Annotated in this window: 29 protein-coding genes and 1 pseudogene; 15 read left to right on the top strand and 15 right to left on the bottom strand. The window is 69.3% G+C overall.

From position 1 onward, the window contains the following. Window position 1: 1 nt before the first annotated feature. On the bottom strand, window positions 2–601 hold the full coding sequence (locus J7I98_RS18425; protein WP_214921807.1) for a class I SAM-dependent methyltransferase: 600 nt from the start codon (window positions 599–601) through the stop codon (window positions 2–4). Between the two features lie 151 nt (window positions 602–752). On the opposite strand from J7I98_RS18425, the gene J7I98_RS18420 reads away from it, so the two are divergent. The 7 genes from J7I98_RS18420 (at window position 753) to J7I98_RS18390 (ending at window position 7,049) form a co-directional block, all read left to right on the top strand. Beyond that, window positions 753–1,526 carry an MHYT domain-containing protein gene (locus J7I98_RS18420; protein WP_214921806.1) on the top strand — a complete coding sequence of 258 codons (774 nt, stop codon included), beginning with the start codon at window positions 753–755 and terminating at the stop codon, window positions 1,524–1,526. A 62-nt stretch (window positions 1,527–1,588) separates the two neighbouring features. Further along, entirely contained in the window at window positions 1,589–4,063 is a 2,475-nt protein-coding gene (locus tag J7I98_RS18415; protein WP_214921805.1) for a sensor histidine kinase, read from the top strand. After that, window positions 4,060–4,503, top strand: coding sequence for a roadblock/LC7 domain-containing protein (locus tag J7I98_RS18410; protein WP_214921804.1), 444 nt, complete (start codon window positions 4,060–4,062; stop codon window positions 4,501–4,503). The genes J7I98_RS18415 and J7I98_RS18410 overlap by 4 nt, the downstream gene beginning before the upstream one ends. Window positions 4,504–4,530: 27 nt before the next feature. After that, window positions 4,531–4,947 carry a DUF742 domain-containing protein gene (locus tag J7I98_RS18405; protein ID WP_214921803.1) on the top strand — a complete coding sequence of 139 codons (417 nt, stop codon included), beginning with the start codon at window positions 4,531–4,533 and terminating at the stop codon, window positions 4,945–4,947. Next, entirely contained in the window at window positions 4,928–5,533 is a 606-nt protein-coding gene (locus tag J7I98_RS18400) for an ATP/GTP-binding protein (RefSeq protein WP_214921802.1), read from the top strand. The genes J7I98_RS18405 and J7I98_RS18400 overlap by 20 nt, the downstream gene beginning before the upstream one ends. An 85-nt stretch (window positions 5,534–5,618) precedes the next feature. Beyond that, the gene (locus tag J7I98_RS18395) at window positions 5,619–6,017 is read left to right on the top strand and encodes a roadblock/LC7 domain-containing protein (protein ID WP_214921801.1); all 399 of its coding nucleotides are present in this window, start codon (window positions 5,619–5,621) and stop codon (window positions 6,015–6,017) included. A gap of 108 nt (window positions 6,018–6,125) precedes the next feature. Continuing rightward, window positions 6,126–7,049, top strand: a complete 924-nt coding sequence (locus J7I98_RS18390) for a DUF6397 family protein (RefSeq protein ID WP_251020808.1) — start codon at window positions 6,126–6,128, stop codon at window positions 7,047–7,049. On the opposite strand, the gene J7I98_RS18385 is transcribed toward J7I98_RS18390, so the two are convergent. Together J7I98_RS18385 and J7I98_RS18380 are read right to left on the bottom strand one after the other, a co-directional pair. After that, window positions 7,025–7,459, bottom strand: a complete 435-nt coding sequence (locus J7I98_RS18385) for a protein-tyrosine phosphatase family protein (protein ID WP_214921846.1) — start codon at window positions 7,457–7,459, stop codon at window positions 7,025–7,027. The genes J7I98_RS18390 and J7I98_RS18385 overlap by 25 nt on opposite strands. 22 nt (window positions 7,460–7,481) lie before the next feature. After that, window positions 7,482–8,216, bottom strand: coding sequence for a GvpL/GvpF family gas vesicle protein (locus tag J7I98_RS18380; protein ID WP_214921800.1), 735 nt, complete (start codon window positions 8,214–8,216; stop codon window positions 7,482–7,484). Between the two features lie 198 nt (window positions 8,217–8,414). Between J7I98_RS18380 and J7I98_RS18375 the strand changes: the two genes are divergently transcribed. Both J7I98_RS18375 and J7I98_RS18370 read left to right on the top strand, forming a co-directional pair. Beyond that, entirely contained in the window at window positions 8,415–9,155 is a 741-nt protein-coding gene (locus tag J7I98_RS18375; protein ID WP_214921799.1) for an SDR family NAD(P)-dependent oxidoreductase, read from the top strand. A 108-nt stretch (window positions 9,156–9,263) separates the two neighbouring features. Further along, window positions 9,264–9,914 carry a DUF6629 family protein gene (locus J7I98_RS18370; protein WP_214921798.1) on the top strand — a complete coding sequence of 217 codons (651 nt, stop codon included), beginning with the start codon at window positions 9,264–9,266 and terminating at the stop codon, window positions 9,912–9,914. A 19-nt stretch (window positions 9,915–9,933) separates the two neighbouring features. On the opposite strand, the gene J7I98_RS18365 is transcribed toward J7I98_RS18370, so the two are convergent. The 4 genes from J7I98_RS18365 to J7I98_RS18350 form a co-directional block, all read right to left on the bottom strand. Continuing rightward, window positions 9,934–10,776 (bottom strand): SDR family NAD(P)-dependent oxidoreductase, encoded by an 843-nt coding sequence (locus J7I98_RS18365; RefSeq protein ID WP_214921797.1) that lies wholly within the window; start codon window positions 10,774–10,776, stop codon window positions 9,934–9,936. 79 nt (window positions 10,777–10,855) lie between these two features. Further along, window positions 10,856–11,569: an aquaporin gene (locus J7I98_RS18360; RefSeq protein ID WP_214921796.1), complete on the bottom strand. Its 714-nt coding sequence runs from the start codon at window positions 11,567–11,569 to the stop codon at window positions 10,856–10,858. Window positions 11,570–11,655: 86 nt separating this feature from the next. Beyond that, window positions 11,656–12,270, bottom strand: a complete 615-nt coding sequence (locus J7I98_RS18355; RefSeq protein WP_214921795.1) for a hypothetical protein — start codon at window positions 12,268–12,270, stop codon at window positions 11,656–11,658. A gap of 275 nt (window positions 12,271–12,545) precedes the next feature. After that, on the bottom strand, window positions 12,546–12,737 hold the full coding sequence (locus J7I98_RS18350; protein WP_214921794.1) for a DUF2795 domain-containing protein: 192 nt from the start codon (window positions 12,735–12,737) through the stop codon (window positions 12,546–12,548). A gap of 260 nt (window positions 12,738–12,997) precedes the next feature. Between J7I98_RS18350 and J7I98_RS18345 the strand changes: the two genes are divergently transcribed. From J7I98_RS18345 to J7I98_RS18330, 5 genes are all read left to right on the top strand, one after another. Further along, entirely contained in the window at window positions 12,998–13,162 is a 165-nt protein-coding gene (locus tag J7I98_RS18345; protein WP_214921793.1) for a hypothetical protein, read from the top strand. Between the two features lie 283 nt (window positions 13,163–13,445). Further along, the gene (locus J7I98_RS18340; RefSeq protein WP_214921792.1) at window positions 13,446–13,667 is read left to right on the top strand and encodes a hypothetical protein; all 222 of its coding nucleotides are present in this window, start codon (window positions 13,446–13,448) and stop codon (window positions 13,665–13,667) included. A 197-nt stretch (window positions 13,668–13,864) separates the two neighbouring features. After that, on the top strand, window positions 13,865–14,818 hold the full coding sequence (locus J7I98_RS18335) for a YihY/virulence factor BrkB family protein (RefSeq protein ID WP_214921791.1): 954 nt from the start codon (window positions 13,865–13,867) through the stop codon (window positions 14,816–14,818). 10 nt (window positions 14,819–14,828) lie between these two features. Next, entirely contained in the window at window positions 14,829–15,098 is a 270-nt protein-coding gene (locus J7I98_RS42260; protein ID WP_308377849.1) for a DUF6098 family protein, read from the top strand. 82 nt (window positions 15,099–15,180) lie between these two features. Further along, entirely contained in the window at window positions 15,181–15,759 is a 579-nt protein-coding gene (locus tag J7I98_RS18330) for a type 1 glutamine amidotransferase domain-containing protein (protein ID WP_214921790.1), read from the top strand. A gap of 54 nt (window positions 15,760–15,813) precedes the next feature. Here the strand turns inward: J7I98_RS18330 and J7I98_RS18325 are convergent. The 4 genes and pseudogenes from J7I98_RS18325 to J7I98_RS18315 form a co-directional block, all read right to left on the bottom strand. Next, window positions 15,814–16,238, bottom strand: a pseudogene (locus J7I98_RS18325) (dihydrofolate reductase family protein); the annotation flags it as partial. Continuing rightward, entirely contained in the window at window positions 16,235–16,363 is a 129-nt protein-coding gene (locus J7I98_RS42255; RefSeq protein ID WP_285438045.1) for a hypothetical protein, read from the bottom strand. The pseudogene J7I98_RS18325 and the gene J7I98_RS42255, both read right to left, overlap by 4 nt. Window positions 16,364–16,656: 293 nt before the next feature. Further along, complete coding sequence (locus J7I98_RS18320) at window positions 16,657–17,196, bottom strand: hypothetical protein (protein WP_214921789.1); 540 nt, start codon at window positions 17,194–17,196, stop codon at window positions 16,657–16,659. Window positions 17,197–17,337: 141 nt separating this feature from the next. Then, window positions 17,338–18,273, bottom strand: a complete 936-nt coding sequence (locus J7I98_RS18315) for an SGNH/GDSL hydrolase family protein (RefSeq protein ID WP_214921788.1) — start codon at window positions 18,271–18,273, stop codon at window positions 17,338–17,340. Window positions 18,274–18,661: 388 nt separating this feature from the next. On the opposite strand from J7I98_RS18315, the gene J7I98_RS18310 reads away from it, so the two are divergent. Next, window positions 18,662–19,063: a hypothetical protein gene (locus J7I98_RS18310; protein ID WP_214921787.1), complete on the top strand. Its 402-nt coding sequence runs from the start codon at window positions 18,662–18,664 to the stop codon at window positions 19,061–19,063. A 143-nt stretch (window positions 19,064–19,206) separates the two neighbouring features. Here the strand turns inward: J7I98_RS18310 and J7I98_RS18305 are convergent, their stop codons facing one another. The 4 genes from J7I98_RS18305 to J7I98_RS18290 all read right to left on the bottom strand — a co-directional run bounded on the left by J7I98_RS18305 (window position 19,207) and on the right by J7I98_RS18290 (window position 22,672). Next, window positions 19,207–19,578, bottom strand: coding sequence for a cupin domain-containing protein (locus tag J7I98_RS18305; RefSeq protein WP_214921786.1), 372 nt, complete (start codon window positions 19,576–19,578; stop codon window positions 19,207–19,209). Window positions 19,579–19,686: 108 nt separating this feature from the next. Continuing rightward, complete coding sequence (locus J7I98_RS18300) at window positions 19,687–20,583, bottom strand: phosphatidylinositol-specific phospholipase C (protein WP_214921785.1); 897 nt, start codon at window positions 20,581–20,583, stop codon at window positions 19,687–19,689. Window positions 20,584–20,735: 152 nt separating this feature from the next. After that, window positions 20,736–21,947, bottom strand: coding sequence for an Ig-like domain-containing protein (locus J7I98_RS18295; protein WP_214921784.1), 1,212 nt, complete (start codon window positions 21,945–21,947; stop codon window positions 20,736–20,738). 116 nt (window positions 21,948–22,063) lie between these two features. Next, window positions 22,064–22,672: a hypothetical protein gene (locus J7I98_RS18290; protein ID WP_214921783.1), complete on the bottom strand. Its 609-nt coding sequence runs from the start codon at window positions 22,670–22,672 to the stop codon at window positions 22,064–22,066. Between the last annotated feature and the right edge of the window lie 61 nt (window positions 22,673–22,733).

Raw genomic sequence — 22,733 nt, 5'->3', positions numbered from 1 at the left:
ATCAGTCCCCACGTACGGCCAGGACGAGGAACCTGTCGCTCTCGTCCGTGTACGACGTCATCCGCCACCCGGAACCGGCCAGCAGCGGACGGAGGTTGGGCTCGGCGCGGAGATCCTCCGGGGTGATCTGCCGCCCCTGCCGGGCCGCGAGGGCGGCCCGGCCGATGGGGTGGAACAGCGCCAGCAGGCCGCCGGGCTTCACTGCCCTGGCCAGCTCGCGAAGGTTCTCCCCCGGCCGGGGGAGATGCGCGATCAGCCCGGCCGCGAAGACGGCGTCCAGCGCCCCGTCCGCGACCGGCAACCGGGCCACATCGGCGATCAGCAGCTGCGCCCCGCGATGACGGCCGGCGTGCACCGCCGCTTCGAGCATCGCGGGCGTCAGATCGGCGCCGAGCACCGCACCGCCGGGGCCCACTGCGTCGCGCAGGTACGGCAGGGCGCGTCCCGTGCCGCATCCTGCGTCGAGCACGGCGTCGCCGGGCCGCAGTCCGAGCGCAGTGACCGCGGCGGCGTAGGCGGGTCCGTCGTCCGGGAAACGGGTGTCCCAGTCGGCGGCACGGGCGGTGAAGAATTCCTGGACATGCGTGTGGTCGTCGGCCATACGGACATGATCCCGCAGAGACTCCGGCGCGCGTGCGGTGCACACGTTCGAGCGCTGCTCGGTCGTTCGTAAACGTATCTCTGTCATATTCCGGCAGCTTTCGAAACGCGCCCCCGGTGTGCGCCCCCTTCAGGTCTAGCGTCCCTGAGCCATGGGACACCTGGACCACGCCACCTTCGGCTGGCTGACACCCGTGCTGTCGTACGCGATGGCCGCCATCGGCGCCGCCCTCGCCCTGCGCTGCACCGTACGAGCGCTGGCCGCGGGCGGGCGCTCCCGCCGCAACTGGCTGATCACCGCAGCATCCGCCCTCGGCACCGGCATCTGGACCATGCACTTCGTCGCAATGCTCGGCTTCGGCGTCACCGGCACCGAGATCCGCTACAACGTGCCGCTGACCATCCTCAGCCTGCTCGTCGCGATGCTGGTCGTCGGAGCCGGTGTGTTCGCCGTCGGCTACGGCCGCGACCGTCGCAGGGCGCTGCTGCTCGGTGGCTTCACGACGGGCGTGGGAGTGGCGAGCATGCACTACCTCGGCATGGCGGCTCTGCGCCTGCACGGCGACGTCGTTTACGACCCGCTGCTCGTCGCACTGTCCGTCGCCATCGCCGTTGTCGCCGCGACCGCAGCCCTCTGGGCGGCGCTGAACATCAAATCGCCGGTCGCGGTCGCCGTCGCCTCACTCGTCATGGGCGCGGCGGTCAGCAGCATGCACTACACCGGGATGGCAGCGGTGAGCGTGCGGATCAGTCTCTCCGGAAGTGAACTCCCCGGGGCCGCGGCGATGCAGTTCACCTTCCCCCTCGCCGTGGGCCTGGGGTCATACCTCTTCCTCACCGCCGCCTTCGTCGCACTCTCACCCACAGCGCGCGAGCGCGCGGCGTACGCCTCTGCTGAACGGCTGACCGAAACTGCCGCCCCTTAGCCGCCGCCGCGCCGCACTGAACCGCCCAGGCAGTACGACCCGTAACCCGGAACGAGGAGGCCATGCGCACACCCCGCAGGACCCCGGGCGCCGACCTACCACCCGAGTCCGCGCCTCCGACGCGCGGACGGCGGGCACATGCCGGTCCGCCCGCCGATGAAATCCGCGGGCAGGAGCCGCAGGCGGGCACCTCTGTGTCCGCATCCGGGCGCCGGCGGCTGCGCCCGAGGACCGTACGGGCGAAGATTGTCTCGCTGCTGATGGTGCCCGTCGTCTCACTGCTCGCACTCTGGGCCTTCGCCACCGTCACCACCGCCCAGGACGTGGCCCGCCAGCGGCAACTGCAACGTGTCGACGAGCAGGTCCGTACCCCTGTCGCCGTCGCCGTCGCCGAACTCCAGGCCGAACGCCGGGCGGCCGTACGCTACTTGGCCTCCCCCAAAGGCGACCGTGCCGACGCAGTCGAAGAACAGGCGAAACGCACCGACAAGGCAGTGGACGCACTCCGGCTCGACGAACGCCACACCGTTGCCGCAGGCGCAGAGCTGCCGGACACCGTGGTCAGCAGACTCGACACCTTCGTATCCGGTGCGCAGAATCTGCGGACCCTGCGCACCGGAATCCTCGACCGCAGTGCCGCCTGGGACAAGACGTACGACCAGTACACCAGGACCATCCAGGAGGCCTTCGGCGTCACGGGCGCCCTCACCGGCATCCACGACGCCCGGCTCGGCTCCGACGCACGCGTACTGCTCGAATTCGCCCGGGCGGGCGAGATGCTGGCGCGCGAGGACGCGCTGCTCTCCTCCGCACAGCGCACCCGCACCTTCGACGTCAAGCGGCAGCGGCAGTTCGCCGGAGCCGTGGAGACGCGCAGGCACCTGACCGAAGCCGCCGCCGACGACCTGCCGGACACCGAGCACGAAGCATGGCGCGCGCTCAGCAAGAAGGGCGCGTACGACGACGTACTCGCGGCCGAGGACAAGGTGATCGCCGCCCCGCCGGGACGGAAGGCCGCCCAGGCCGTACCGGAGGCCACCTGGAAGACGGCCCACACCGCCGTACAGCGCGGCGTGCGCGCGATCGGGGCGGGCACCGGCGGGAACGCGGCCGACCGCACCGACCCGCTCGCCCAGGGCGTGCTCACGCCGTCGGGCGCGGCGGTGCTCCTGGGCCTCGGCGCCGTGGCCGCCTCCCTCGTCATCTCCGTACGCATCGGCCGCGGACTCGTCGTCGAACTCGTCAGCCTGCGCAACGGCGCCCTCGAAATCGCCCGCCGCAAACTGCCCCACGCCATGCAGAGGCTCCGCGCCGGCGAAGAAATCGACGTCAACGCGGAAGCGCCGCAAGAACCGCCCGCCGACGACGAGATCGGCCAGGTCGCAGAAGCCCTCGCGACCGTGCACCGGGCCGCCGTCGGCGCGGCCGTGGAACGCGCCGAACTGGCCAACGGCGTATCCGGAATCTTCGTGAACCTCGCCCGCAGGAGCCAGGTCCTCGTCCACCGTCAGCTCAACCTGCTCGACACCATGGAGCGCCGCGCCGACGACCCGAGCGAACTCGGCGACCTTTTCCGCCTCGACCACCTCACCACGCGGATGCGCAGGCATGCGGAAAGCCTGATCATCCTGTCCGGAGCGGCCCCCGGCCGCGCCTGGCGCATGCCCGTACCGCTGACCAATGTCGTCCGCGCCGCTGTGTCCGAGATCGAGGACTACGCACGCGTAGAGGTACGGATCCTGCCCGAGGCCGCCGTCGTGGGCGCTACCGTCGCGGACCTCACCCACCTCCTCGCCGAACTGGTCGAGAACGCCGCCCAGTTCTCCCCGCCGCACACCAAAGTGCGCGTCAGCGGCGAACCGGTGGGCAACGGCTACGCCCTGGAGATCGAGGACCGCGGACTCGGCATGGGCAAGGAGTCCCTGGCCGAGGCCAACCGCAGGATCGAGCAGTCCGAAGCGCTCGACCTCTTCGACAGCGACCGGCTCGGGCTCTTCGTGGTCAGCAGGCTCGCCTCCCGGCACGGCATCAAGGTGCATCTGCGTACGTCGCCGTACGGCGGCACAACGGCCGTCGTGCTGCTGCCGATTCCGCTGCTGCAGAGCGCGGTCACCAAAGCGGGGCGAACTCCCGCTCCCGAACCGGGGCCCGCCCGGACGAACGGCACCGCATTCCCCGCCCCTGCCCCCGCCCCCGCACCACGCCCGGTCCTGGCGGCACAGCCACACCCGCACCCGCGGCCGGAGGAAGCCGCCGGAGTCACCTCGCTGCGCCTGCACAAGAGCCGCCCCACTGAACGGACGGAATCAGGCGACACGGACCCGCACGGAACGCGGAACGGCGAGGACGGACTCCCGCGCAGGGTCCGCCAGGCCAGCCTCGTCCCGCAACTGCGCGAAGCACCCCCGCCCGAGCCCCCCTCACCACGTCCCCCTTCCGGTGAAAACGCGCAAGAGCGCACCCCGGAACAGGCCAGGGACCGCATGACGGCATACCGCAGCGGATGGACCCGCGGCAGCGAAGGAGACCACGCATGATCGAGCACGAGAGGGTCGGAACCGGCACCACCGGCCATTCCGGCGAACTCGACTGGCTGCTGGACGACCTGGTGACCAGGGTGGGCGAAGTACGGCACGCCGTCGTGCTGTCGAACGACGGTCTGGCCGTCGGCGCGTCGAGCGCACTGAACCGAGAGGACGCCGAACACCTGGCCGCCGTGGCCTCCGGCTTCCACAGCCTCGCCAAGGGCGCGGGACGCCACTTCCACGCCGGAGAGGTGCGCCAGACACTGGTGGAGATGGACGACGGCTTCCTGTTCGTCGCCGCGGCCGGCGACGGCTCCTGCCTCGCCGTCCTGAGCGCCGCGACCGCGGACATCGGCCTCATCGCCTACGAGATGGCCCGACTCGTCAAACGCGTGGGCGAGCACCTGTACACACCGCCACGCCTCGCCGCACGGCCGACGGCCGCGGGCTGACCGTACGCAGATAAGGCGGCACCGCACATGACCGACGACAGGGGCACCGGCTACACCGACCACGAGGGCAGCCACTGGTACGACGCCGACGCGGGCCCGTTGGTACGCCCGTACGCCATGACGGGCGGCCGGACCAAGCCGGGCCCGAGCGGGGTGCGGTTCGACCTCATCGCGCTCGTCGACATCGCAGACGACGCGCCGGGCAGCGCCGAGGAATCGCTGCTCGGCCCCGAACACCGCGCACTGCTCGCGCTGTGCCGCACGGAGACCCAGTCCGTCGCGGAACTCTCCGCGGACGCCGACCTGCCGGTCGGTGTGGTCCGTGTACTCCTCGGTGACCTGCTCGAATCCGGCTACGTCACGGTCAGCCGGCCCGTACCTCCCGCCCAGCTGCCCGACGAGAAAATCCTGGAAGAAGTGATCGATGGGCTCCGAGCGCTCTGATGACAAGGCCGACGAAACGGCCGCCCTCGCGTTGAAGATTCTCGTCGCAGGCGGCTTCGGGGTCGGCAAGACGACCCTCGTCGGCGCGGTGAGTGAGATCCGGCCGCTGCGCACTGAGGAACAGCTCAGTGAGGCGGGCCGGACGGTGGACGACACAGGGGGTGTTGACCAGAAGACCACCACGACCGTCGCCATGGACTTCGGACGCATCACCATCAGATCCGGGCTGTCGCTGTACCTCTTCGGTACGCCAGGTCAGGACCGGTTCTGGTTCCTGTGGGACGAGTTGTCCCAAGGCGCACTGGGCGCCGTCGTCCTAGCCGACACCCGCCGCCTGGAGGACTGCTTCCCCGCCGTGGACTACTTCGAGCACCGCCGCATCCCGTTCGTCATAGCGGTCAACTGCTTCCCCGGCACCCGGACTTATGGCGCGCACGAAGTGTCACGCGCCCTGGACCTGGACCGGGGCACACCAGTCGTGCTGTGCGACGCACGCGACCGCGATTCGGGGAAGGAGGTGCTGGTGCGCCTGGTCGAGTACGCCGGCCGAATGCACACCGCCAGGCTGCTCGACACGGTCGGATAGCCCTGCCCTTGCCGCGACGGCGCCCGTGGGGAAGGCTTGCGTTCGATCAGGGCCACGGGGAACAGATGAACGGGGAGGCCGCGATATGGCGCTGGACAAGGGACTCGACTGGCTGCTGGACGACCTGACAAGCCGGGTCGAGTACGTACGGCACGCACTGGTGCTGTCCAACGACGGCCTGGTCACGGGGGCGAGCACAGGGCTGGCCCGGGAGGACGCCGAGCACCTGGCTGCCGTGTCGTCGGGGCTGCACAGCCTCGCCAAGGGGTCGGGACGCCACTTCCGGGCGGGCAAAGTCCGCCAGACGATGGTCGAGTTCGACGAGGGAGTCCTGTTCGTCACGGCCGCGGGCGACGGCAGCTGCCTCTGCGTGCTGAGCGCGGCGGAAGCGGACATCGGGCAGGTGGCGTACGAGATGACACTGCTCGTGAACCGGGTCGGCGAGCACCTCGGTGTCGCCGCCCGAGGCACCGACCTGCGCTGACCTGCGCGTACTCGCCCGGCCTGGGAGTTATCCACAGGCCGGGCGGGCAGCTCTCGATTCGGGCTACGGTCGTCACCGAGAGTATTCGGATCTCACGGGGAGACGATCATGGCCGTTCAGGAAGCACACCGCACCAACCACACCAACCGCACCGCCCGTATCGCAGCCGCGCAGGCCGCGAAGCCGCTGACCACGGCCCGGGCGGCCGAGGAACTGGGTCTGAAGCGGAGCGAGTTCGACCTCGGTGTTCTGCTGGGGCATATCCACACCACTTCGGATCCGGGCGGCACTCACCGCCGCGTCACGCGTGAAGAGATGGACCGGCTGCGTTCGACGAACGGCGCGTCGGACACACTGCGTGAGCGGATCCGGACGGTCGGCACCACCGAGGGCGCCCAGCTCATGGAGATCAGCCCGGACCGCTTCGGCCGACTCGCCCGCACCGGATACATCACTCCGGTGAGGTTCTATCTGAACCGCTATCGGGCAGTGGTCTGGCTCTATCTCGCCGAAGAACTCCGGGAGTTCGCCGACCGCGAGCCGGGTCTGCTCACCGGACGGTCGCCGCAGGCGATGCGCAGCATGCTCGATGCCGGGGAGGACCGGCGACCCCGAAACTGGCGGGCCCGACGCCTCGGCCACCTGACGCGTCAGACCGCCGATCCCTGGGAACAGGCGGCGATCACGAGCTCCGTGCTCGACCCCGTCCAGCTCGCGGAGGTCGTCGACGACCCCTATGAGCGTGCGTACCTCAACAAGCTCCGGCCCGGACTCGTGGGCGGCCAGGGCGAGTCGACCGCCGCGCGGGAGGCCATGGCCCGCCTGTCGCTGGCCGACGACCCGGACGAGATTCTCTGGCAGAGGGTGAGCCTCGCCCTGCTGCTGGACGAGGCACGAGAACACCGCTCGGCTCCCCGCCCGGGGGCTGGCCGTCCACTGCCGCCGCCCCGCCCTGAAACGTCGCGGGGCTTGCGCGCCTGGCTGCGAGCCAGGAGGACGGCTCGCGATCAGTCGGCGAAGTGCCGGACGTAGCGTCGTTGCCAGGGCGTTTCGACGGCGTGGGCATCGTAGTTCCTGCGTACGAAGTCCACTGCCTGGTCGGCGGGCACGCCGTCGAGGACGGCGAGACAGGCCAGGGCGGTGCCGGTCCGCCCACGGCCACCGCCGCAGGCGACCTCGATGCGTTCGGTGCCCGCCCGGTTCCAGGCATCCCCGAGGATGGCTCGGGCCTGCGTACGACTGCTGGGCAGCCAGAAGTCCGGCCAGTGCAACCACCGTGATTCCCATGGGACTTCGGGGGGCTGCTTGCCGAGCAGGTAGACGGCGTATGCGGGCACCGGGCCGGCGGGAAGGGGTCGGCGAAGCGCCCGACCTCGGACCAGGCGCCCGGAGGGAAGCCGAAGGACGCCGACGTCAGTGGGGCTCCAGGTCGTCTCATTCACGTCATCCACGTCATTCACGTGCTCACCATAGGAGGACTGGCGAGGCGTCGGGGCTGGTGAAGGAATAAGCGGGCCATGGGCCGGCGAGTTCGATCCGCACATCGGGGAAGCGCTCCCGGAGTGCATCCGCCTCGGCGGTGAATTCCTCTGTGCGGATGTCCGGCACGAGATAGGAGCTGTTCAGGATCACGGAGCCCTTGTGTCCGGCCGGGCGGGCATACGCAGGGGGAAGCTGCGCGGTCTCCACCGCGAAATCGCGGAGTGCGTCATGGATCTGCTCCGCGCGGTCGTCACCGTCGGCGGCGCGAGCGGCCCGCGCGTCATGGTGCTCGGGCGCTCGCGGGGCGGCATAAGCCTTCACGCCCCATTCCCTCCGTCCCGCCGCCCGGTCCAGCGCCGCCACGAAGTCCGTCCGCCGCTCGGCGAGGAGAGAGCGCACGCGGTCGTCGTCCTGGTAGATCGTCGCGAAGGGGAAAGGAACGATGTTTCTCTGGAGACCCACCGTGCAGATCACTTCGTGATGGGCCCGGGCAGCCTCTTCCAGCCAGCCACGGTCCTGGAGGTGGTGGTGCAGCTCCTGTTCTCCGAAGTCCTTGGCCGGCACCGAACCGACGAAGCCGGCCAGACACGTTTCCTTGACGACATGCACCGTCTCACCGGCCACTCCTGTCACTCCGGTGACTTCGGTGGCGAGGTGATTGTTCGGGCCGACGTCGAACGCGACGGCATAGAGCCAGGTGACACAGGACTCGGTCATGACTCCTCCTCGTCCTTGTCCAGCCCTCGGACCAGTCACCTCGTGAGCGAGGTGCGGCGCCGAGACAGCCGGATAGGGCCAATTATGAGCCATATGCCGCAAATGTGAATCTGAGGGGCCGCCCGCCGTGCCCGGCGGGCGGTGAGGTACGACTTGCTGTTGAACCGTGTATGTACCAGCGATCGCAGGAGGCAATCCATGTCACGCCCGGTCACCATCGTCACAGGCGGCAGTCGAGGCATCGGCGCGGCAACGTGCCTCCGGTTGGCGGCCGACGGGCACGATCTCGTCCTGGGGTACGTCAGCAACAGTGCGGCGGCGGAGGAGACTGCTGACGCAGTGCGTGCGGCGGGGGCGCGCTGTGTCACGGTGCGGGTGGACACGTCCGACGAGGCTGACGTGGAGCGGCTGTTCGACACCGCCGCGGCGGAACTCGGGCGCGTCACGGGCCTGGTGAACAACGCCGGAGTGACCGGCCCCCTCGGCAGACTCACCGATGCCCGCACCGAGCACCTGCGCCGGGTGGTCGAAGTGAACCTCCTGGGCTACCTGATGTGTTGCCGACGCGCCGCGCGGGACATGGCGGCGTTCGGCTCCGGCGCCATCGTCAACATCTCCTCCGCAGCGGCCACGCTCGGCAGTCCCGGCGAGTACGTGCACTACGCCGCGACGAAAGCAGCCACCGACGCCCTGACCGTCGGACTGGCCAAGGAACTTGGCGCGGACGGCATCAGGGTCAACGCGGTCGCCCCTGGCGTCATCAACACCGAGATGCATGCCGCGATGGGGGACCCCGATCGCCCGGCGAAAGCGGCCGCGCAGATCCCGCTCGGGCGACCCGGCGAGCCGGACGAGATCGCTGCGGCCGTCGCATGGCTGCTGTCACCCGACGCCTCGTACACCACCGGGACGGTCCTGAGGGTCTCCGGTGGGCGGTGAAACGAATTCGGCCCGAGCCGAGTGTCCCCGGGGGCGTCGGCGAGGAGCGCCGTAGCGTTGCCCACGGTAACGACCGATTCACGTGACGCTGTGGTCCGGGTGACGCCAATGTGCTGGAGTGCGACCGCCGATCTCGTGGCGGGAATCGGTATCGCCGCGGTCGGGGCTGCGTGCGTCGCGCGCCCGCACCGGGCTCGCGATCTGCCACTCGCCGCGCTGCCGCTCCTCCTCGGGGCGCATCAGATCATCGAGTCCGTGGTCTGGCGCTCGGACGGCGGTACGGGCCCCGCCACGGTCGTCTGGGCCGTCATCGCCCTTCCGTTGCTGGCACTGTGGGTGCCGCTGGGTGTGCTGTGCGCCGCGTCGGCACACGCCCGGCGCCGACTGGCAGTCCCCGTCGCAGCCGGAGCAGCGACCGCCGTAGCTCTGGCGTACTGCCTGGCCACCCGTCCCGTGACGGCCGAAATCCGCGGCCACACCCTCGGCTACGTACTCGACCTGCCGCATCCCGAGATGCTCGTCGCGGGCTACCTCGTGGCCACAGCCGGCGCGCTGCTCCTCGCAGACGACCGCCGACTGCGGCTGCTCGGAGTCCTGGTCACCGTCGGGGCGGCGATCTGCGCGGCCCTGTGGCGGCTGGAGTTCATCTCGACCTGGTGCGCCTTTGCTGCCGTGTGCTCGGTCGTCCTCCTCGGCTGGGCACACAGACGCCCCGCGGTGCCGTACCCGCCCCGACGAACGTCCGCCGCCGGGGGCTGACGAGCGGTCACCCAGAGGCTCAGCCGCGACTCCCACCAGCCGTACGGGGCTCGTTCTCTCGGGGCTCGATGCGGAAGTCGAACGCGGCAGTCCCGGGGTCGAGCGCCGTCACCCCGCCGTCCACGGTCAGCACCGCACCGTTCACGAAGGACGCCGCGGGCGAGAGCAGCCAGGCGATCGCCTCGGCGACCTCCTGCGGTTCGCCGGGGCGCCGCGCGGGAAGCAGCCGGGTCGCTTCGTCGTACGCCGCATCGATCTCGCCGTCCCCGAGCCCCGCCTCCTCAGCGAAGCGAGCCATCCGCCGGTCTGCCATCTCGGTGCGCACCCAGCTGGGGCACACGGTGTTGGCGCGCAGCCCATGCTGTCCGTAGTCGACGGCCAGGGACCGGCAGAGCTGAAGCAGGGCTGCCTTGGACGTGGCGTACGCGGCGTTGCCCACCCCGTTGCGTAGCGCGGACACCGAGGCGACCGCGACGACCGACCCGCGCGCCTTCAGCAGGTGCGGGAGTGCGCTGCGCAGGAGGTGGAAGGGACCGGTGAGGTTGGTGCGCATGACTACGTCCCAGTCCTCGATCGACAGGTCACCCACGGCGCCACTGCGCCCCGTGCCCGCGTTGAGTACGAGCCCGTCCACGCGGCCGTACGCGGCCAATGTGGCGTCCACGAGAGCGACGACGGACTCCGGGTCGCCGATGTCGGACGGATGGGCCAGGACGCCGATCTCCTCCGCGAGCTGATGCAACGGCTCCGGCCGGCGCCCGGACACAACCACTCGGTGCCCGGCGGTGCGCAACAACCGGGCAGTGGCAGCACCAATGCCCGTACCCCCGCCAGTAACGATGACAACTTGCCTATCAGCCATGGTCGTTCAGCCTCCCCGGTCGCCTGTAGTGCGACTGATCATAAAGAGCCGTGCGGATGTGCACCGGCCCCCGCGGCGGTCAGCCGGCGCTTTCAGCCGTCCAGGGTTTTGCCAGTGGCCCGTAGAGGACGGCCGCCAAGCCAGTGCCGAGGAGGCCGCCGAGGAGCTGAGCGGTGATGAAACCGGGGAGTGACGCGGGAGCGATGCCGGTGAAGGAATCGGTGAGCGACCGGCCGACCGTAGCCGCGGGGTTGGCGAAGGATCCGGACGAGGTGAACCAGATCGCCGCCCCGATGTATGCGGCGACTGCGACGGGGGTGAGCTTCGCGCGGCCTATGCGGTCCAGCCCGTGCACCAGGAGGACCAGCCCTGCTGTGGCGACTGTTTCGCCGATGAGTAGATGGCCGGCCGACCGGATCTGGGTGGACCAGACGCCGGGCATCCGGCCGAACATGGCTTCGGCGAGGAGCGCGCCCGTGACGGCTCCGGTGAACTGCGCGGTGATGTACAGGGCGACCTCGCGGCGGCTGAGCCCGTCGTTGCCGCCCCGTCGCGACCACCACATGAAGAGTGTGATGACCGGGTTGAGGTGAGCCCCGGAGACCGGGCTGAAGAGGGCGATGAGCAGGCCGAGCCCGATCGCCGAGGCCAGTGCGTTGGCGAGGAGCCGGACTCCGTCGTCCTGGCTGAGCCCGGTGGCCTGGATGCCGGAACCGATGATCACGGTCACCAGCGCAGCGGTTCCCACCAATTCGGCGGCCGCTCGGCGCGGTAGTGCATTTTCAATGCACATGGTGTAATTCCTCCCCCGGGCTACGACGTATCGGAAAATATATTCCGTATCTTGGAAATGCTGTAGCCCGGGGGAGGGCCTACTCGTCAGGCAGGTGAGACAGGGGCCACGAAGACCACCTCGAACTCTTCGAGGCTCCGCGTGATCACACGCGCCTTCGCGGTGGCCTCGCCCCGAATACCCGCGACGGCGGCCCGGGACGCCACGAGCGTGTTGCGATCGGTCCAGAGGGCACCGACGGTGGCTCGGCCCTTCGCGCGGTCGATGAGCAGCGACGCGCCCTCGAAACCGCGGATCGTCTCGAGCTTGGGCAGTCCGGTCTTCTCGAAGGTGTCCACCAGCAGGTCCGCGTCGGACGGCTCGAACTCCAGCCGGAGCAGCCGGAACCAGGCACCGGAGCCGAGCGCGGCCGGACGCCGGGCGACTGCCGCCTCCCATTTGTCGACCGCCACAGTCCGCGCGAACGGCGCCAGCAATTCGGCCCGCCGCTCGCGCAGGCGATCGTCACTGGCCTGCTCCGCTTTTTCGTCCTCCCACCACGTTCCCGCCACGAGCTTGCCGAGTTCGCGGTCGACGAACAAGCCCATGCCGCGATAGCCCGCCTGTTCCGACAGCAGCCTGCGGCCCTCGGTGCTGAGTGCCTCGACCACGCCGTCGAGTTCGGCCGGATCACCTGTCGCGTAAATGGTGCGAACGTACATAGCGCCCTTTCCTGCAAATCCGACGGCGCAGCTGCGATGCCGCTCCGGCGGCGTGGGCGAGCCCCCGGTGGGCTCGCGTCATGTACTCCATGCGATGGCTGGGAGGGCTGGAAGGCAAGGCGGCCGGGGCATCCGGGTGACCGCCCACGGCTACGGCGTTGTGGTGGCGGTGTTCTGGTGCGGTGCGTGGTGCGCGGTGTGCCAGTCCCAATGCCGGTACCCCGTGACAGCTGCTGTCACGGGGTACCGGTCATATTCAGGCTGCGGTCGAGGATTCAGGCTCCTTTGCCGACTTCCTTGTTGATGGCCGCCGGAGAGTCGTATTCCTTCTCCGGCAGGGCACCCAGCGCTTTCCTGACTTCTTGGCTCGCGCCGTTGGTTTTCGCCTGGTCGATGATCTGCTTCTTGGAAGCGGGGTAGTTGACGCCGCCGAGGGAGTTCTGCATTTCGATCGGGTTCACCTTCATGCGCCGATGGGTGCCCGATCTCTTCTGTACGAATACCGGGCGTCGCCGCTGTCACCGTGATGGAGTACCTCGATCCCCGGCCCGGACCGACGACGGGCCGGGCCCCGGCCCCCCATACCGACGCATATACGCCCTCGATCGCCCGGAGTCGGCTCGTTCTCTGGTGCGCGCCACAGCGCCGGATGAAGAGGACGTAAACTCGCCCCCGTTTCCGCCCGCCGGGCGGTCAGCGTACGCAACTGATCGATAGGTAGTTCGACGTGAGTTTCACAGACAAGACCGACGCACCGATCTACGCCGGTCTGGTGGAGGAGCGCGGGGACGTCCCGGCCGAGGTGCGCCAGGCGGCCGAGCAGACTCTGCGGGAGGTGGAGCTGGCGGTCGACTTCAGCGACGTGCGCGCGTCGATGGCGTACCGGCGCTAGGCGTCGGCACCGGCCGGGAACCGCGCACGCCGGCCGCCGCGTCCGGGATGCGAGTCGCCGCCGCCGGGGGTGCCATGGAAGCCGAGGCAGTACGTGCCGGCCTGCCGCCCCGGCGTGCGAGTCGGCTCCGGACGGGATACGGCGAGCGGATCCATGACAGACGCGCCTGGAGCCCGCGGCCGGGCGCACCAAGCTGTGGCCGGGCCGGGCCGGGCCTGGCGGTGGCGATGCCGCGACCGGCGGACACAGGGGCCGGAAGGCGGCGGCCGTGGGGCCGGCGAGCATGGGAGTGTCCGAGCCGGTCTGCAACGCGGTGGGCGAGCAGCTGTACGAGCGGCGCAGGCCACCGGAGCAGTTGATCCGCCACGAGGGCCCGCACGAGCGGCCGGACAGCTCCTCCTTCCCTTCCGGGCACACCGCTGCCGCAGTCGGGTTCACCGCCGCTGTGGCCCGTGCCTCCCTCGTACGCCCCGCCCCCCGCCTGCTGCTGCGCAGATTGCTGTGAGAAGGCGGCGACAGCCACGGATGTGTCACGCCGCCCCGGGTACCTGCGCAACGACCAGCCACGAAGCGGAGGCCGGCAATGAAGGCATCGAAGATTGCTGACAAGCCCCTCGGCGCAGGCACGACCGCCACTGAGCACGTGACCGGCACCTGGCCCGGATGACGCCCACACGCTGCCTCTTTGGAGAGTGGTGAATCATGGCGCGACGCACACCGGACAACAACGAGCCGGTCAAGAAGCCGACGGACCTGCCCAAGGAGTCCTGGACGGGCGTTCTGAAACGCACCGTGAAGGAGTTCAAGGAAGACAACCTCACCGACCTGGCGGCTGCCCTGACGTACTACGGCGTGCTGTCGATCTTCCCGGCCCTGCTGGCGCTGATGTCGATCCTGGGACTGCTGGGCACCTCGTCGATCAAGCCGCTGATCGACAATGTGGGCAGCCTGGCCCCGGGGGCGGTCCGCGACATCCTCAACAGCACGCTGACCCAGCTGGAGAGCGGCCAGGGCAAGGCGAGTGCCGCTCTGATCATCGGCATCGTCGTCGCCCTGTGGTCGGCTTCGGGCTACATCGCGGCGTTCATGCGCGCCTCCAACGCCGTCTACGACATCGGCGAGGGCCGCCCGGTGTGGAAGACACTGCCCACCCGGTTCGGCATCACGCTCGTCGTGGTGGTGCTGCTGGCTGCGATCGCGATCGGCGTGGTCTTCACCGGCAAGCTGGCGCAGAAAACGGGCGAGGTCCTCGGCATGGGGGACACCGCCATCACCGTGTTCAATTACGTCAAGTGGCCCGTTCTGGTCCTGCTGTTCAGCTTCGTGATCGCGCTGCTGTACTGGGCTGCGCCGAACGTCAAACGCGGTTTCCGCTGGGTCACCCCCGGCAGCATCCTCGCGGTGCTCATCTGGATCGCCGCCTCCGCCCTCTTCGCGCTGTACGTGGCGAACTTCAGCAGCTACGACAAGACCTACGGAAGCCTGGCGGCGGTCATCATCTTCCTGGTGTGGCTGTGGATCTCCAACATCGCCATTCTGCTCGGCCTGGAGTTCAACGCCGAGCTCGAACGCGGCCGCGCCATCGAGGCCGGGCACCCGCAGGAGGAGGAGCCGTACGTCGAGCCCCGCGACACCCGGAAGCTCGACGAGCCCTGAGCGACCCGCCATGACCGATGCCACGATGCCTGCCCGCTCCGCCCCGAGGACCGGTATGAGCAGCACCGCGGACGAGCTGCCCGTCCTGCGCACCCTCGATGAAGTGACCGCGCTCGTCGAGCGTCACGAGCATCTGTACGTTCGCTGGTCACGGGGCGCGCAAGGCGTAGCGCAGAGCGCCGGTCGCCGTCCCCTGATCGGCAGCAGACGGCCAGGCAATCGGATGACGCGGAGCCGGCAGCGCCGTGGCGTGTTGGCTGCCGTTGCGGGCCGGACGTAGGAAGTGTGATGGGGAGCCGGCCCAGGGTGGCGAAGCCCCGGGCGGCTCCCTCCGAGACGAGCAGACCTGGGGAAGACGGCGTATGACAACTGCCCAAGACAACGATCTGGCCGGTCGCCGTGTCCTGGCGATCGTGACCAACTACGGCGTCGAGCACGACGAACTCGTCGTCCCCGTGCAGCACCTGAGGGAAGCCGGCGCCGAGGTGGACGTGGCGGCCGTCTCGGCGGATCCGATCCAGACCCTCATCGGTGACAAGAAGCGGGGCGAGACCGTCGAGCCCACACTCACGCTGGCCGAGGCGGAGCCCTCCTCGTACGACATGCTGCTCGTACCCGGCGGCACGCAGAACGCCGACAGGCTGCGCCTGGACGACAAGGCGGTCGGCATCGTCCGTTCGTTCCAGTCCTCGGGGCGCCCGGTTGCGGCGATCTGCCACGGGCCGTGGGCACTCGTCGAGGCGGGGGTGCTGGAGGGCAAGACCCTGACCTCCTACGCGTCGATCAAGACGGACATCAGCAACGCCGGCGGCAACTGGGTGGACAAGCCGGTTGTCAGCGACGACTCCGGCGGGTGGGTACTCATCACCTCGCGCAGGCCCAGGGACATGGACCACTTCCTGCGGGAGATCGACGCGCTGTTCCGCGAAGATCACCCCTGAGCGGAGGCCTCGGCACGCCGGTACTCGGTACGAGGTGATGGAGGAGGACGACCCCCCGTTGCCGAAGGTCCGGGTCTCGACGAGCCGGAGACTGACCTTGGCGTCCGATCCCTGGGAACAGCGGTTTGCCCCGTCCGATCAGGACCGGGCGTACGTAGATCCGGTACTCGTCGATCAGACCGTGCTCCATGAACGCCGCAGCGAGGTCGGGCCCACCGAGCGCCAGGTCTCCGCCGGGCTGCGCCTTGAGCGCCCTGATCTCGTCGACGTCGACGTCCCGGGCGATGGTCGTGTTCCAGTCCGCCCGCTCCAGGGTCCGGGAGAACACGACCTTGGGCATGTCCCGCCAGATACCGGCAAACTCGGCCATGGTCGCGGTACTGCAGTTCGTCGTCGACCATGTGCCAGTCGATCTGACGGTCCGGGCCCTCGATTAACCCGTCAAGGGACACCGACATCATCAGGATGATCTTCCTCATTGCCCGGCCGTCGCTTCAGGTGCGTTCGTCGCGTCGTCCGGCTTCTCACGGTGCAACAGGGCCGAACCGGCGAGCACCGCGCCGATCGCGGCACAGGCCACCGCTGCGGTGTCCGCCCACGCCAAGGACGCACTCAGACTGCTGTGCGTCAGGTCTACCTCTGATCTTGGCCAGTGCTCCGCTGTTTACGGCGGAGGTGAAGGCCATCCTTGAATCGAAGGCGCGGAGCGCCGGAGTTCGCCAGAGTCATCGGAGACCTCAGCGACAACCAAGCTGGAGTCGCAGAGGTACAGCATGACGTGAGCGAGTCCCGTACTTGCTCCGGCGGCCGGGAGGGTCGTCGCCGGACAGGCATGACCTGTCAAACCCGCCAGAGCAACCTAGGAGGGAATCTCCCGGCTTCAGCCGGGAGAGAGCTTCAAGTTGCCGAGGCTCGCCATCGTATGCAGGGCATCGATGCCGACAGCAGCCGCAGCGCCTGCCACCCAGACGCGCGCCGTGTCCCGTACAGCCAGCCATACGCCGTCACCATGCTGAGCAGGGTGACGGCGAGGAAGAACGCGTCCGCGTATCCGACCGAGCGCAGGTGGGCGAAGTCTGTCGGCAGGTGGATGATGCCGCAGGCGAGCAGGAGCGCCGCGGGCCACCGCAGTACGGAACGAAGGGCAGGCGAGACGGTGTTGCCGCCCGGTTCGGTGACGAACGGGTCGCCGAAGGCCGGCTTGGGGGCGGACGGGGGCCACACCGGCGGGCCGAACGGCAGATCGACAGCCGCGGGAGCTGCGGGGGTCGCAGGAGCCGCGGGTTCCGAGGATGCCGGGCTACGGGCGGTGCCGACGCTCGCTCCGACGCTCGGCGCCAACGGTTCGGGTGTGGCGCCATCCAGGGTCGGGGGGCGATGCTCGCTTGCGTCGTGGCCGAGGATGGACACCAGCTGTGCCACGTCCTCGGTTGTCATGGCGCGGCTCCGTTCGCGGAACTGCCGGTGGCACCCACCAATGGGTTGCTGTGCGTCACTGCGGCGCACGCTTCGATACATTGAACGGGCATTCCGGGCTACTGCGCGATCCGAGAACGGCAGACGAGGGTTCTGGGCCGGTCACGCCGTTCGGCGCAGATACGCGTCGACGACCGCGGCGATCGCCTTGCAGCAGCGCACGATGCCCGGCGAACGCACCGGACAGGGTCTCGGCCGCTTCGTCGTCGGGGCGAGGCAGAAGTGCAGATGGTCGTCGTCACGGTGCAGCGTGACAAGCCCACCGCTGCAATCGCGTGCGCGGGCCCGTTCGTCGTTGTTGCAGGGCAGCCGCTGCGCCCAGGTGTAGCGGTCACTTGCCGGGCTCACGTGCCGACCGGCGTCCGCCACCATGTCCCCGGAGGCCGCGGCCTGGGCCCGGTAGATGCCGTTGACGCGGCGGACCCGGTCCGGGGAGAAGGCGTCGGGCGCCTGCAGCACCCACACGATCCTGGGCCGTGGGATTCCGACGTCCCGGGCCGCTGCCGCGATCTGCTCCGTGAGCGCTTTCGCGTCGGCCGCGTACCGGGTGTAGTAGCGCGAGCCGCCGCCCTGGGGGATCGAGTCCATACACGGCGTGTACGCCCAGGAGTTGCCCCAGAACTGGAGCACGACGACCCGCGGGCGCTGGGACTTGACCAGAGCGGCCGCCTTGTGGCGTGGCGGCACAAGAGAGTCGTAAGGCCTGTCCGCCCGGTAATCGCACAATGTTGTACCGGAGTACGGCGCACGGTGTACGGTCGCCCGCCCGTCGGCGGAGATCCGGTCGGCCAGGACCAGCTGGTTCTCCATGGCGAGCGAGTCCCCGACGTACACCACACGGGACTTCTTACGCGGCTGCTGCTGCGACGTCGACGGTGCCCCGGTGGGCGGGGCCGACCCGGACTCCACCGGCCGCGCGGCGGTCGACGTACCGGGAGGAGCCGGCGGGGGAGCGGAGGAGGAGTCGGAGGGGTCCGAGCAACCGGTCACCCAGACCAGTGCCAGTGCGACGAAAACCGCGATCCGTCCGCGCCTCACAGTTGTCCCCCTCCCGCGCGGTGAATGGGGCACCACAGTGGCCCCGCGGGGCGCGGACGTCCAGACGCGTACGCGACAAATGTGGGAGCGCTGCACATTGCTGGGGGCGCCGCACATTCCCAGAAGTCGAGTTCCCAGAAGTCGAGTTCCCAGAAGCCCAGTTCCTGGGCGACGGCCTTGGTGGCATGTACGCGTCGCGCAGCTGGGTGTACCAGGCGTCCGGGCAGGAGCCGTGCTGGTAGCCGTTCGATCGCTCGCGAAACGCACATGGATCGGTTTCAGTGCTGGTGGTTCGCTCTGAACACGACGTCCGCCCATTGCGTACTACCGGCTGTCCGCGCTCCAGCCAGGCGCGGCGAAGGTCTCAGCGTCAACGACAGGAGCGGCAATGACTAATCGTGACGAGCCGATGATGCAAGGGCTTCCGGACGGCGGTGCTGAACTGTCCGTAGTGCTGCACCTCCGCTGGGACGACGTGGCCGCACTCGGCCGGGAGGCGAGCCGGCTGGCCGTACAGAGCGGGGCGCCCGTCAGCCTCGACGAGGCTGCCAGCCACCGGCTCCGCACCTGGTCAGCCGCGATGGCCAATGCGCCTGCCGACCGCAGCAACGACCGCACCAAACCGGCCACCCTGAGCCCGGCGACCACGGCCATCACCGGAACCGCGGCCGTGGACCGGGCCCGCCCGAGCGTGGGGCACCTGAGCGAGACGGCGTCGCCGGGGGCGTCCATTCCGGCGCAGCCCGTCAGGGACGCGCAGGTCAACGGGGTAACCAGCCGCAGTGCCTGACCGGCCAACGCCCGCATGCGACGTCTACGAGAACATCGACCACGCGGGGGGTCTGCGCCTGATCACATGTGGTGGGCAGTACGACAAGTCGGAGCGGGCGCGCGGGCTCGGCCGGGACTCACCGGAGGCGGCGAAGTCGTGTTTCAGGAGCCTGCGGGCTTGGCGTAGTCCCCGAAGCCGACCCAGTCCAGGGCCACACACGGCTCGTCGCCGAGCACCCAGGCGTCGTGGCCCGGCTTGATGTCCATGAAGTCGCCCGGCCCGATCTCTCCGGTCTCCCCGTCGTCCATGGTGATCTTCATCCGGCCGCTCACGACGTAACCGGTGTGGGCGGCCTGGCAGCTGTCGGTTCCCGCGATGGGCTTGATGTGCTTGGACCACTGCCAGCCCGGCTCGAACACCGCCCGGCCCACCGGGCCGCGGTCTGTGGTGATCAAATCGAGCCTGCCCTTGCCCTCCTCGAACGGACGGGTCTCATCCGCGGAGTCGAAGTTCCTGCTCACGATTCCGGCCATGATCATCCGCCTCCCGGCGGGGTGAGCCTATGTGCCCCGAGTCCATTTTCCAGCCTACGTTCCCGGGTGCCGGCCCGCCCCCGGAGGCGACCGCCCGGAGTGGCTCTTTCACTGGCTCTGGGCGCCCTGTCCGGGGTTGTGCCGGATGAGGGACTCCACCAGTCCCGGCCGGGTGTTGGGGAAGTCCATCGGCACCACACCGAGCCCCTTCCAGCCGCCCGCCTCCGCGCCGTCGAGGAAGCCGTGCACTCTGGGGTTGAGCCGGTCGGAGTTCCAGCGGGGCGGCAGCAGCGCCGACGTGCTGACGTAGTTGAGGAAGAGCTTTCCGGGCTGCTGGGCGGCTTTGCGGAATTGGGTTTCGATCTTGGGGTACTTGGCGCCCGGCTCGGCCATGTAGTCGTCCTGGATGTCGAAGAGCACCGAGTCCCCGTACCGGACGCCGGGCAGCCCTCCGTTGTCGGCGAGCAGAACAATCTTGCCCCTGGCCTGCCCCAGCGTCGGCAGACTCGCGTCGATACGGAAGACCGGCCGCCAGCCCTTCGCGTCGAGGTAGAGGTCGAAGATCCGGCGGAACTCGGCGTCGGCCGCCTCGGAGTACTCCTGCTTGACGCGCATCAGGACGGTTTCCGAGGGACGGGCCCGCAGGAAGTCCTGGCAGGCGATGAGCACATCGCCGAACATCAGGTTCTGGTAGTACGCGCCGTGGTGGATGGCGAAGGAGTCGCCGATGGCCCGGCACCGTACGTCCAGGAAGCGGATGCCACTGTTCAACTGCTCGGCGACGGAGGTGTTCTGACACGCCACCCAAGGTCCGCCTACCCGCGCGCCCGAGTCGTGGGTGCCGGGGATGGTCAGCCGCTGCACTGGCGTGGAGTCGTCGAGGCCCGCCATCCAGTCGTGTACGGAGAGCGTCCGTGGCGCCGCGGCTGCGCTCGGTAAGCCCAGCAAGGCGGTCGCGGAGACCGCCATCGCACCTGTGAGAAAGGTTCGCCGGTCCACGCTCATGAGCCCGTCCCCTCGGCCGCCCGATCGGCCTTGGGATTATGACGTGGACAGGTCACATTTGGTAGGCCCCGGCCCGGACTCGCCGCATGGTTCCACCCGCCCCGTGTCGGGCGTTCCGCGATGCGACCCGGGCCGGGAGGCGGTGTGGCTGCTCAGCGCAGGGAACTGAGCCTGCGCCACTGCTCGAAGCTCAGGTTCCACTCGCCGTACCCATTGCCGGTCGCGACCGTGGCACTGTGTGATCCGGTGACCTTGACGATGTCACCGGGGACGGACCGTTTGTAGAACCACTTGCCGTTCGCGCCGGACATCCCCACGCAGCCGTGGCTCTTGTTGACACGGCCGAAGTAGCCCTTGCCTTCGTTCCACGGGGCGGCGTGGACATAGGTGCCCGAGGTCGTCAGATGGACCGCCCACGGCACATCTTTGTCGTACGGGTCGTCGATATTGACCGATTCGGACGTCATGCGGACGAGGCGCTGCTTGCCGAGGACGACCATCGTGCCGTTCCAGGTCGGGTACCGCGGCTCGCCGCCCGATATGGGGATGACCTTGGCTTTCCTGCCGTTCTCGAACACCGTCATCGTGTGTTTGCGCAGGTCCACTTCGGAAATCCGGGCGGTTCCGGTGGTGAAGGTGGTTCTGACGTCGCGCCGCAGGTGGCGGCCGCCGGTGTCCACGCCGCTGAGCTCGGCACGCATCGTCACCTTGGTGCCCTTGGCCCAGTAGTGCCTGGGCCTCCAGTCCACCCGCTCGGTGCCGGTCAGCGGGTCGCGGGTCCAGCCCCACGAGCCCTCGGTCTTCGGGGTGGTGGTGACCGACAGCCGCCGCTCGACCGCCGCCCTGTCCCGTACAGGTGCGTCGAAGGCGATCGACACGGGCTGCCCGACGCCGACGACCGCGCCGTTGGAAGGCGTGACGGTGACGCCGTTGAGCAGCTTGGGGACCCTCGTACGGAACGTGCTCCGGGTCCGGGTCGTGGCGCCGTCCGCGTTGGTGGCGGTGGCCTCGACGACGTACGCAGTGCCGGGTGTCATCGTGCGGTCGGACTGCCAGGTGCGCCTGGCGTTTTTCCAGGTGCCGGTCACCTGGACGCCCTTGCCCCCGGCGGGCTTGACCTCGACGGATGTCAGCGTTCCGTGGTCGGTTACCACTTTGACGGTGTGTCCGGGATCCACGGGACCGGCCCCGGCGCCCGCGGGCGAGACGGTGATGCGGGCCCGCGCTGTGTCGGAGGCCGCCGGGTCCGGCTCCCGGTTCTTCGTATCCGCGGAGTCCGACGACTGACACCCCGTCACCAGCGCAAGACCGAGGAGTGAAACTGTCAGAACGCGCAGACGGCGCCGACGGCGTGTAGTGATCAATGGACTCCTTCTACGAGTGGTGAGTCCTACGAGTGGTGAGGGTGTGCAGCCCATTGCGGGCCGGGCTATGCGGGGCGGCGCGCTGCGGTCCGTACAGCGCGCCGCCCCTGGGCGTATCAGCGGTAGAGATTCTTCACCGCGGTACGGGTGGTTGCCTTGAAGCCCTTCAGCGGGGCGTCCTCCAGGTCGCCCAGGCGGCCCCACTGCACGTAGGTGACGGTGCGTCCGTCGCGGCCCACGGAGAACAAGTTGATGTCAGTGCTTCCGGCCTCGCGGTCCTCGGTGTCGAGGCTGTAGACGTATGCGCCCTCCTCCACCGCCAGCTTGCCGTGGTAGACGCTGCTCGCCTGCGTGGTGGGGTACTGCTGCTCGATGCGCCCCGCGCACGTGGCGAGTGCCCGGCGCAGTGTGGTGACGATCTCGGCGGCCTTCGCGGTGGACGCGGCGACCGTGGTGATCTGCAGGCCTCCGGTGTCCAGTTCGGTACGGAACGTACGGTGGCTGGTGCCCTTGCCCGGCAGGGCACCCGGAGCGCAGAGCACGCCCCCTTCCGGCAGGCCCGTGGTCACCCTCCCGGCCGACCACGGGGTCGAGGAGGCGGGCATCTGCGCGGCGTTGAGGAACGCCGGGGAGGGGGCCGCCGTGGCCGGGGTGAGCGGGGCGGCGACCAGGGCCAGGCCGACGGTGGTCAAGGTAGTGGCGAGCTTGGTACGGAATGCAGGCATGGACGGAATATCCCCCGTTGCGGTGGTTGATGAAGACATTGATCAGCTTCGGCGGGCGAAG

The sequence above is a fragment of the Streptomyces sp. ISL-98 genome (assembly GCF_018614055.1).
Classification (GTDB): Bacteria; Actinomycetota; Actinomycetes; order Streptomycetales; family Streptomycetaceae; genus Streptomyces; species Streptomyces spiramyceticus.
Note: the sequence above shows the minus strand (reverse complement) of the source record. Positions and strands in the feature narration are given on the sequence as shown.

What these genes read in the sequence shown, in the direction of transcription:
- J7I98_RS18355 (WP_214921795.1), bottom strand. Translation starts at nt 12,270, where the DNA reads ATGTACGTTCGCACCATTTACGCGACAGGTGATCCGGCCGAACTCGAC.
- J7I98_RS18415 (WP_214921805.1), top strand. Translation starts at nt 1,589, where the DNA reads ATGCGCACACCCCGCAGGACCCCGGGCGCCGACCTACCACCCGAGTCC.
- J7I98_RS18400 (WP_214921802.1), top strand. Translation starts at nt 4,928, where the DNA reads ATGGGCTCCGAGCGCTCTGATGACAAGGCCGACGAAACGGCCGCCCTC.
- J7I98_RS18410 (WP_214921804.1), top strand. Translation starts at nt 4,060, where the DNA reads ATGATCGAGCACGAGAGGGTCGGAACCGGCACCACCGGCCATTCCGGC.
- J7I98_RS18305 (WP_214921786.1), bottom strand. Translation starts at nt 19,578, where the DNA reads ATGGCCGGAATCGTGAGCAGGAACTTCGACTCCGCGGATGAGACCCGT.
- J7I98_RS42260 (WP_308377849.1), top strand. Translation starts at nt 14,829, where the DNA reads ATGACCGATGCCACGATGCCTGCCCGCTCCGCCCCGAGGACCGGTATG.
- J7I98_RS18290 (WP_214921783.1), bottom strand. Translation starts at nt 22,672, where the DNA reads ATGCCTGCATTCCGTACCAAGCTCGCCACTACCTTGACCACCGTCGGC.
- J7I98_RS18320 (WP_214921789.1), bottom strand. Translation starts at nt 17,196, where the DNA reads ATGACAACCGAGGACGTGGCACAGCTGGTGTCCATCCTCGGCCACGAC.
- J7I98_RS18335 (WP_214921791.1), top strand. Translation starts at nt 13,865, where the DNA reads ATGGCGCGACGCACACCGGACAACAACGAGCCGGTCAAGAAGCCGACG.
- J7I98_RS18420 (WP_214921806.1), top strand. Translation starts at nt 753, where the DNA reads ATGGGACACCTGGACCACGCCACCTTCGGCTGGCTGACACCCGTGCTG.
- J7I98_RS18370 (WP_214921798.1), top strand. Translation starts at nt 9,264, where the DNA reads ATGTGCTGGAGTGCGACCGCCGATCTCGTGGCGGGAATCGGTATCGCC.
- J7I98_RS18405 (WP_214921803.1), top strand. Translation starts at nt 4,531, where the DNA reads ATGACCGACGACAGGGGCACCGGCTACACCGACCACGAGGGCAGCCAC.
- J7I98_RS18360 (WP_214921796.1), bottom strand. Translation starts at nt 11,569, where the DNA reads ATGTGCATTGAAAATGCACTACCGCGCCGAGCGGCCGCCGAATTGGTG.
- J7I98_RS18340 (WP_214921792.1), top strand. Translation starts at nt 13,446, where the DNA reads ATGGGAGTGTCCGAGCCGGTCTGCAACGCGGTGGGCGAGCAGCTGTAC.
- J7I98_RS18310 (WP_214921787.1), top strand. Translation starts at nt 18,662, where the DNA reads ATGACTAATCGTGACGAGCCGATGATGCAAGGGCTTCCGGACGGCGGT.
- J7I98_RS18330 (WP_214921790.1), top strand. Translation starts at nt 15,181, where the DNA reads ATGACAACTGCCCAAGACAACGATCTGGCCGGTCGCCGTGTCCTGGCG.
- J7I98_RS18365 (WP_214921797.1), bottom strand. Translation starts at nt 10,776, where the DNA reads ATGGCTGATAGGCAAGTTGTCATCGTTACTGGCGGGGGTACGGGCATT.
- J7I98_RS18350 (WP_214921794.1), bottom strand. Translation starts at nt 12,737, where the DNA reads ATGAAGGTGAACCCGATCGAAATGCAGAACTCCCTCGGCGGCGTCAAC.
- J7I98_RS18380 (WP_214921800.1), bottom strand. Translation starts at nt 8,216, where the DNA reads ATGACCGAGTCCTGTGTCACCTGGCTCTATGCCGTCGCGTTCGACGTC.
- J7I98_RS18300 (WP_214921785.1), bottom strand. Translation starts at nt 20,583, where the DNA reads ATGAGCGTGGACCGGCGAACCTTTCTCACAGGTGCGATGGCGGTCTCC.
- J7I98_RS18375 (WP_214921799.1), top strand. Translation starts at nt 8,415, where the DNA reads ATGTCACGCCCGGTCACCATCGTCACAGGCGGCAGTCGAGGCATCGGC.
- J7I98_RS18425 (WP_214921807.1), bottom strand. Translation starts at nt 601, where the DNA reads ATGGCCGACGACCACACGCATGTCCAGGAATTCTTCACCGCCCGTGCC.
- J7I98_RS18395 (WP_214921801.1), top strand. Translation starts at nt 5,619, where the DNA reads ATGGCGCTGGACAAGGGACTCGACTGGCTGCTGGACGACCTGACAAGC.
- J7I98_RS18390 (WP_251020808.1), top strand. Translation starts at nt 6,126, where the DNA reads ATGGCCGTTCAGGAAGCACACCGCACCAACCACACCAACCGCACCGCC.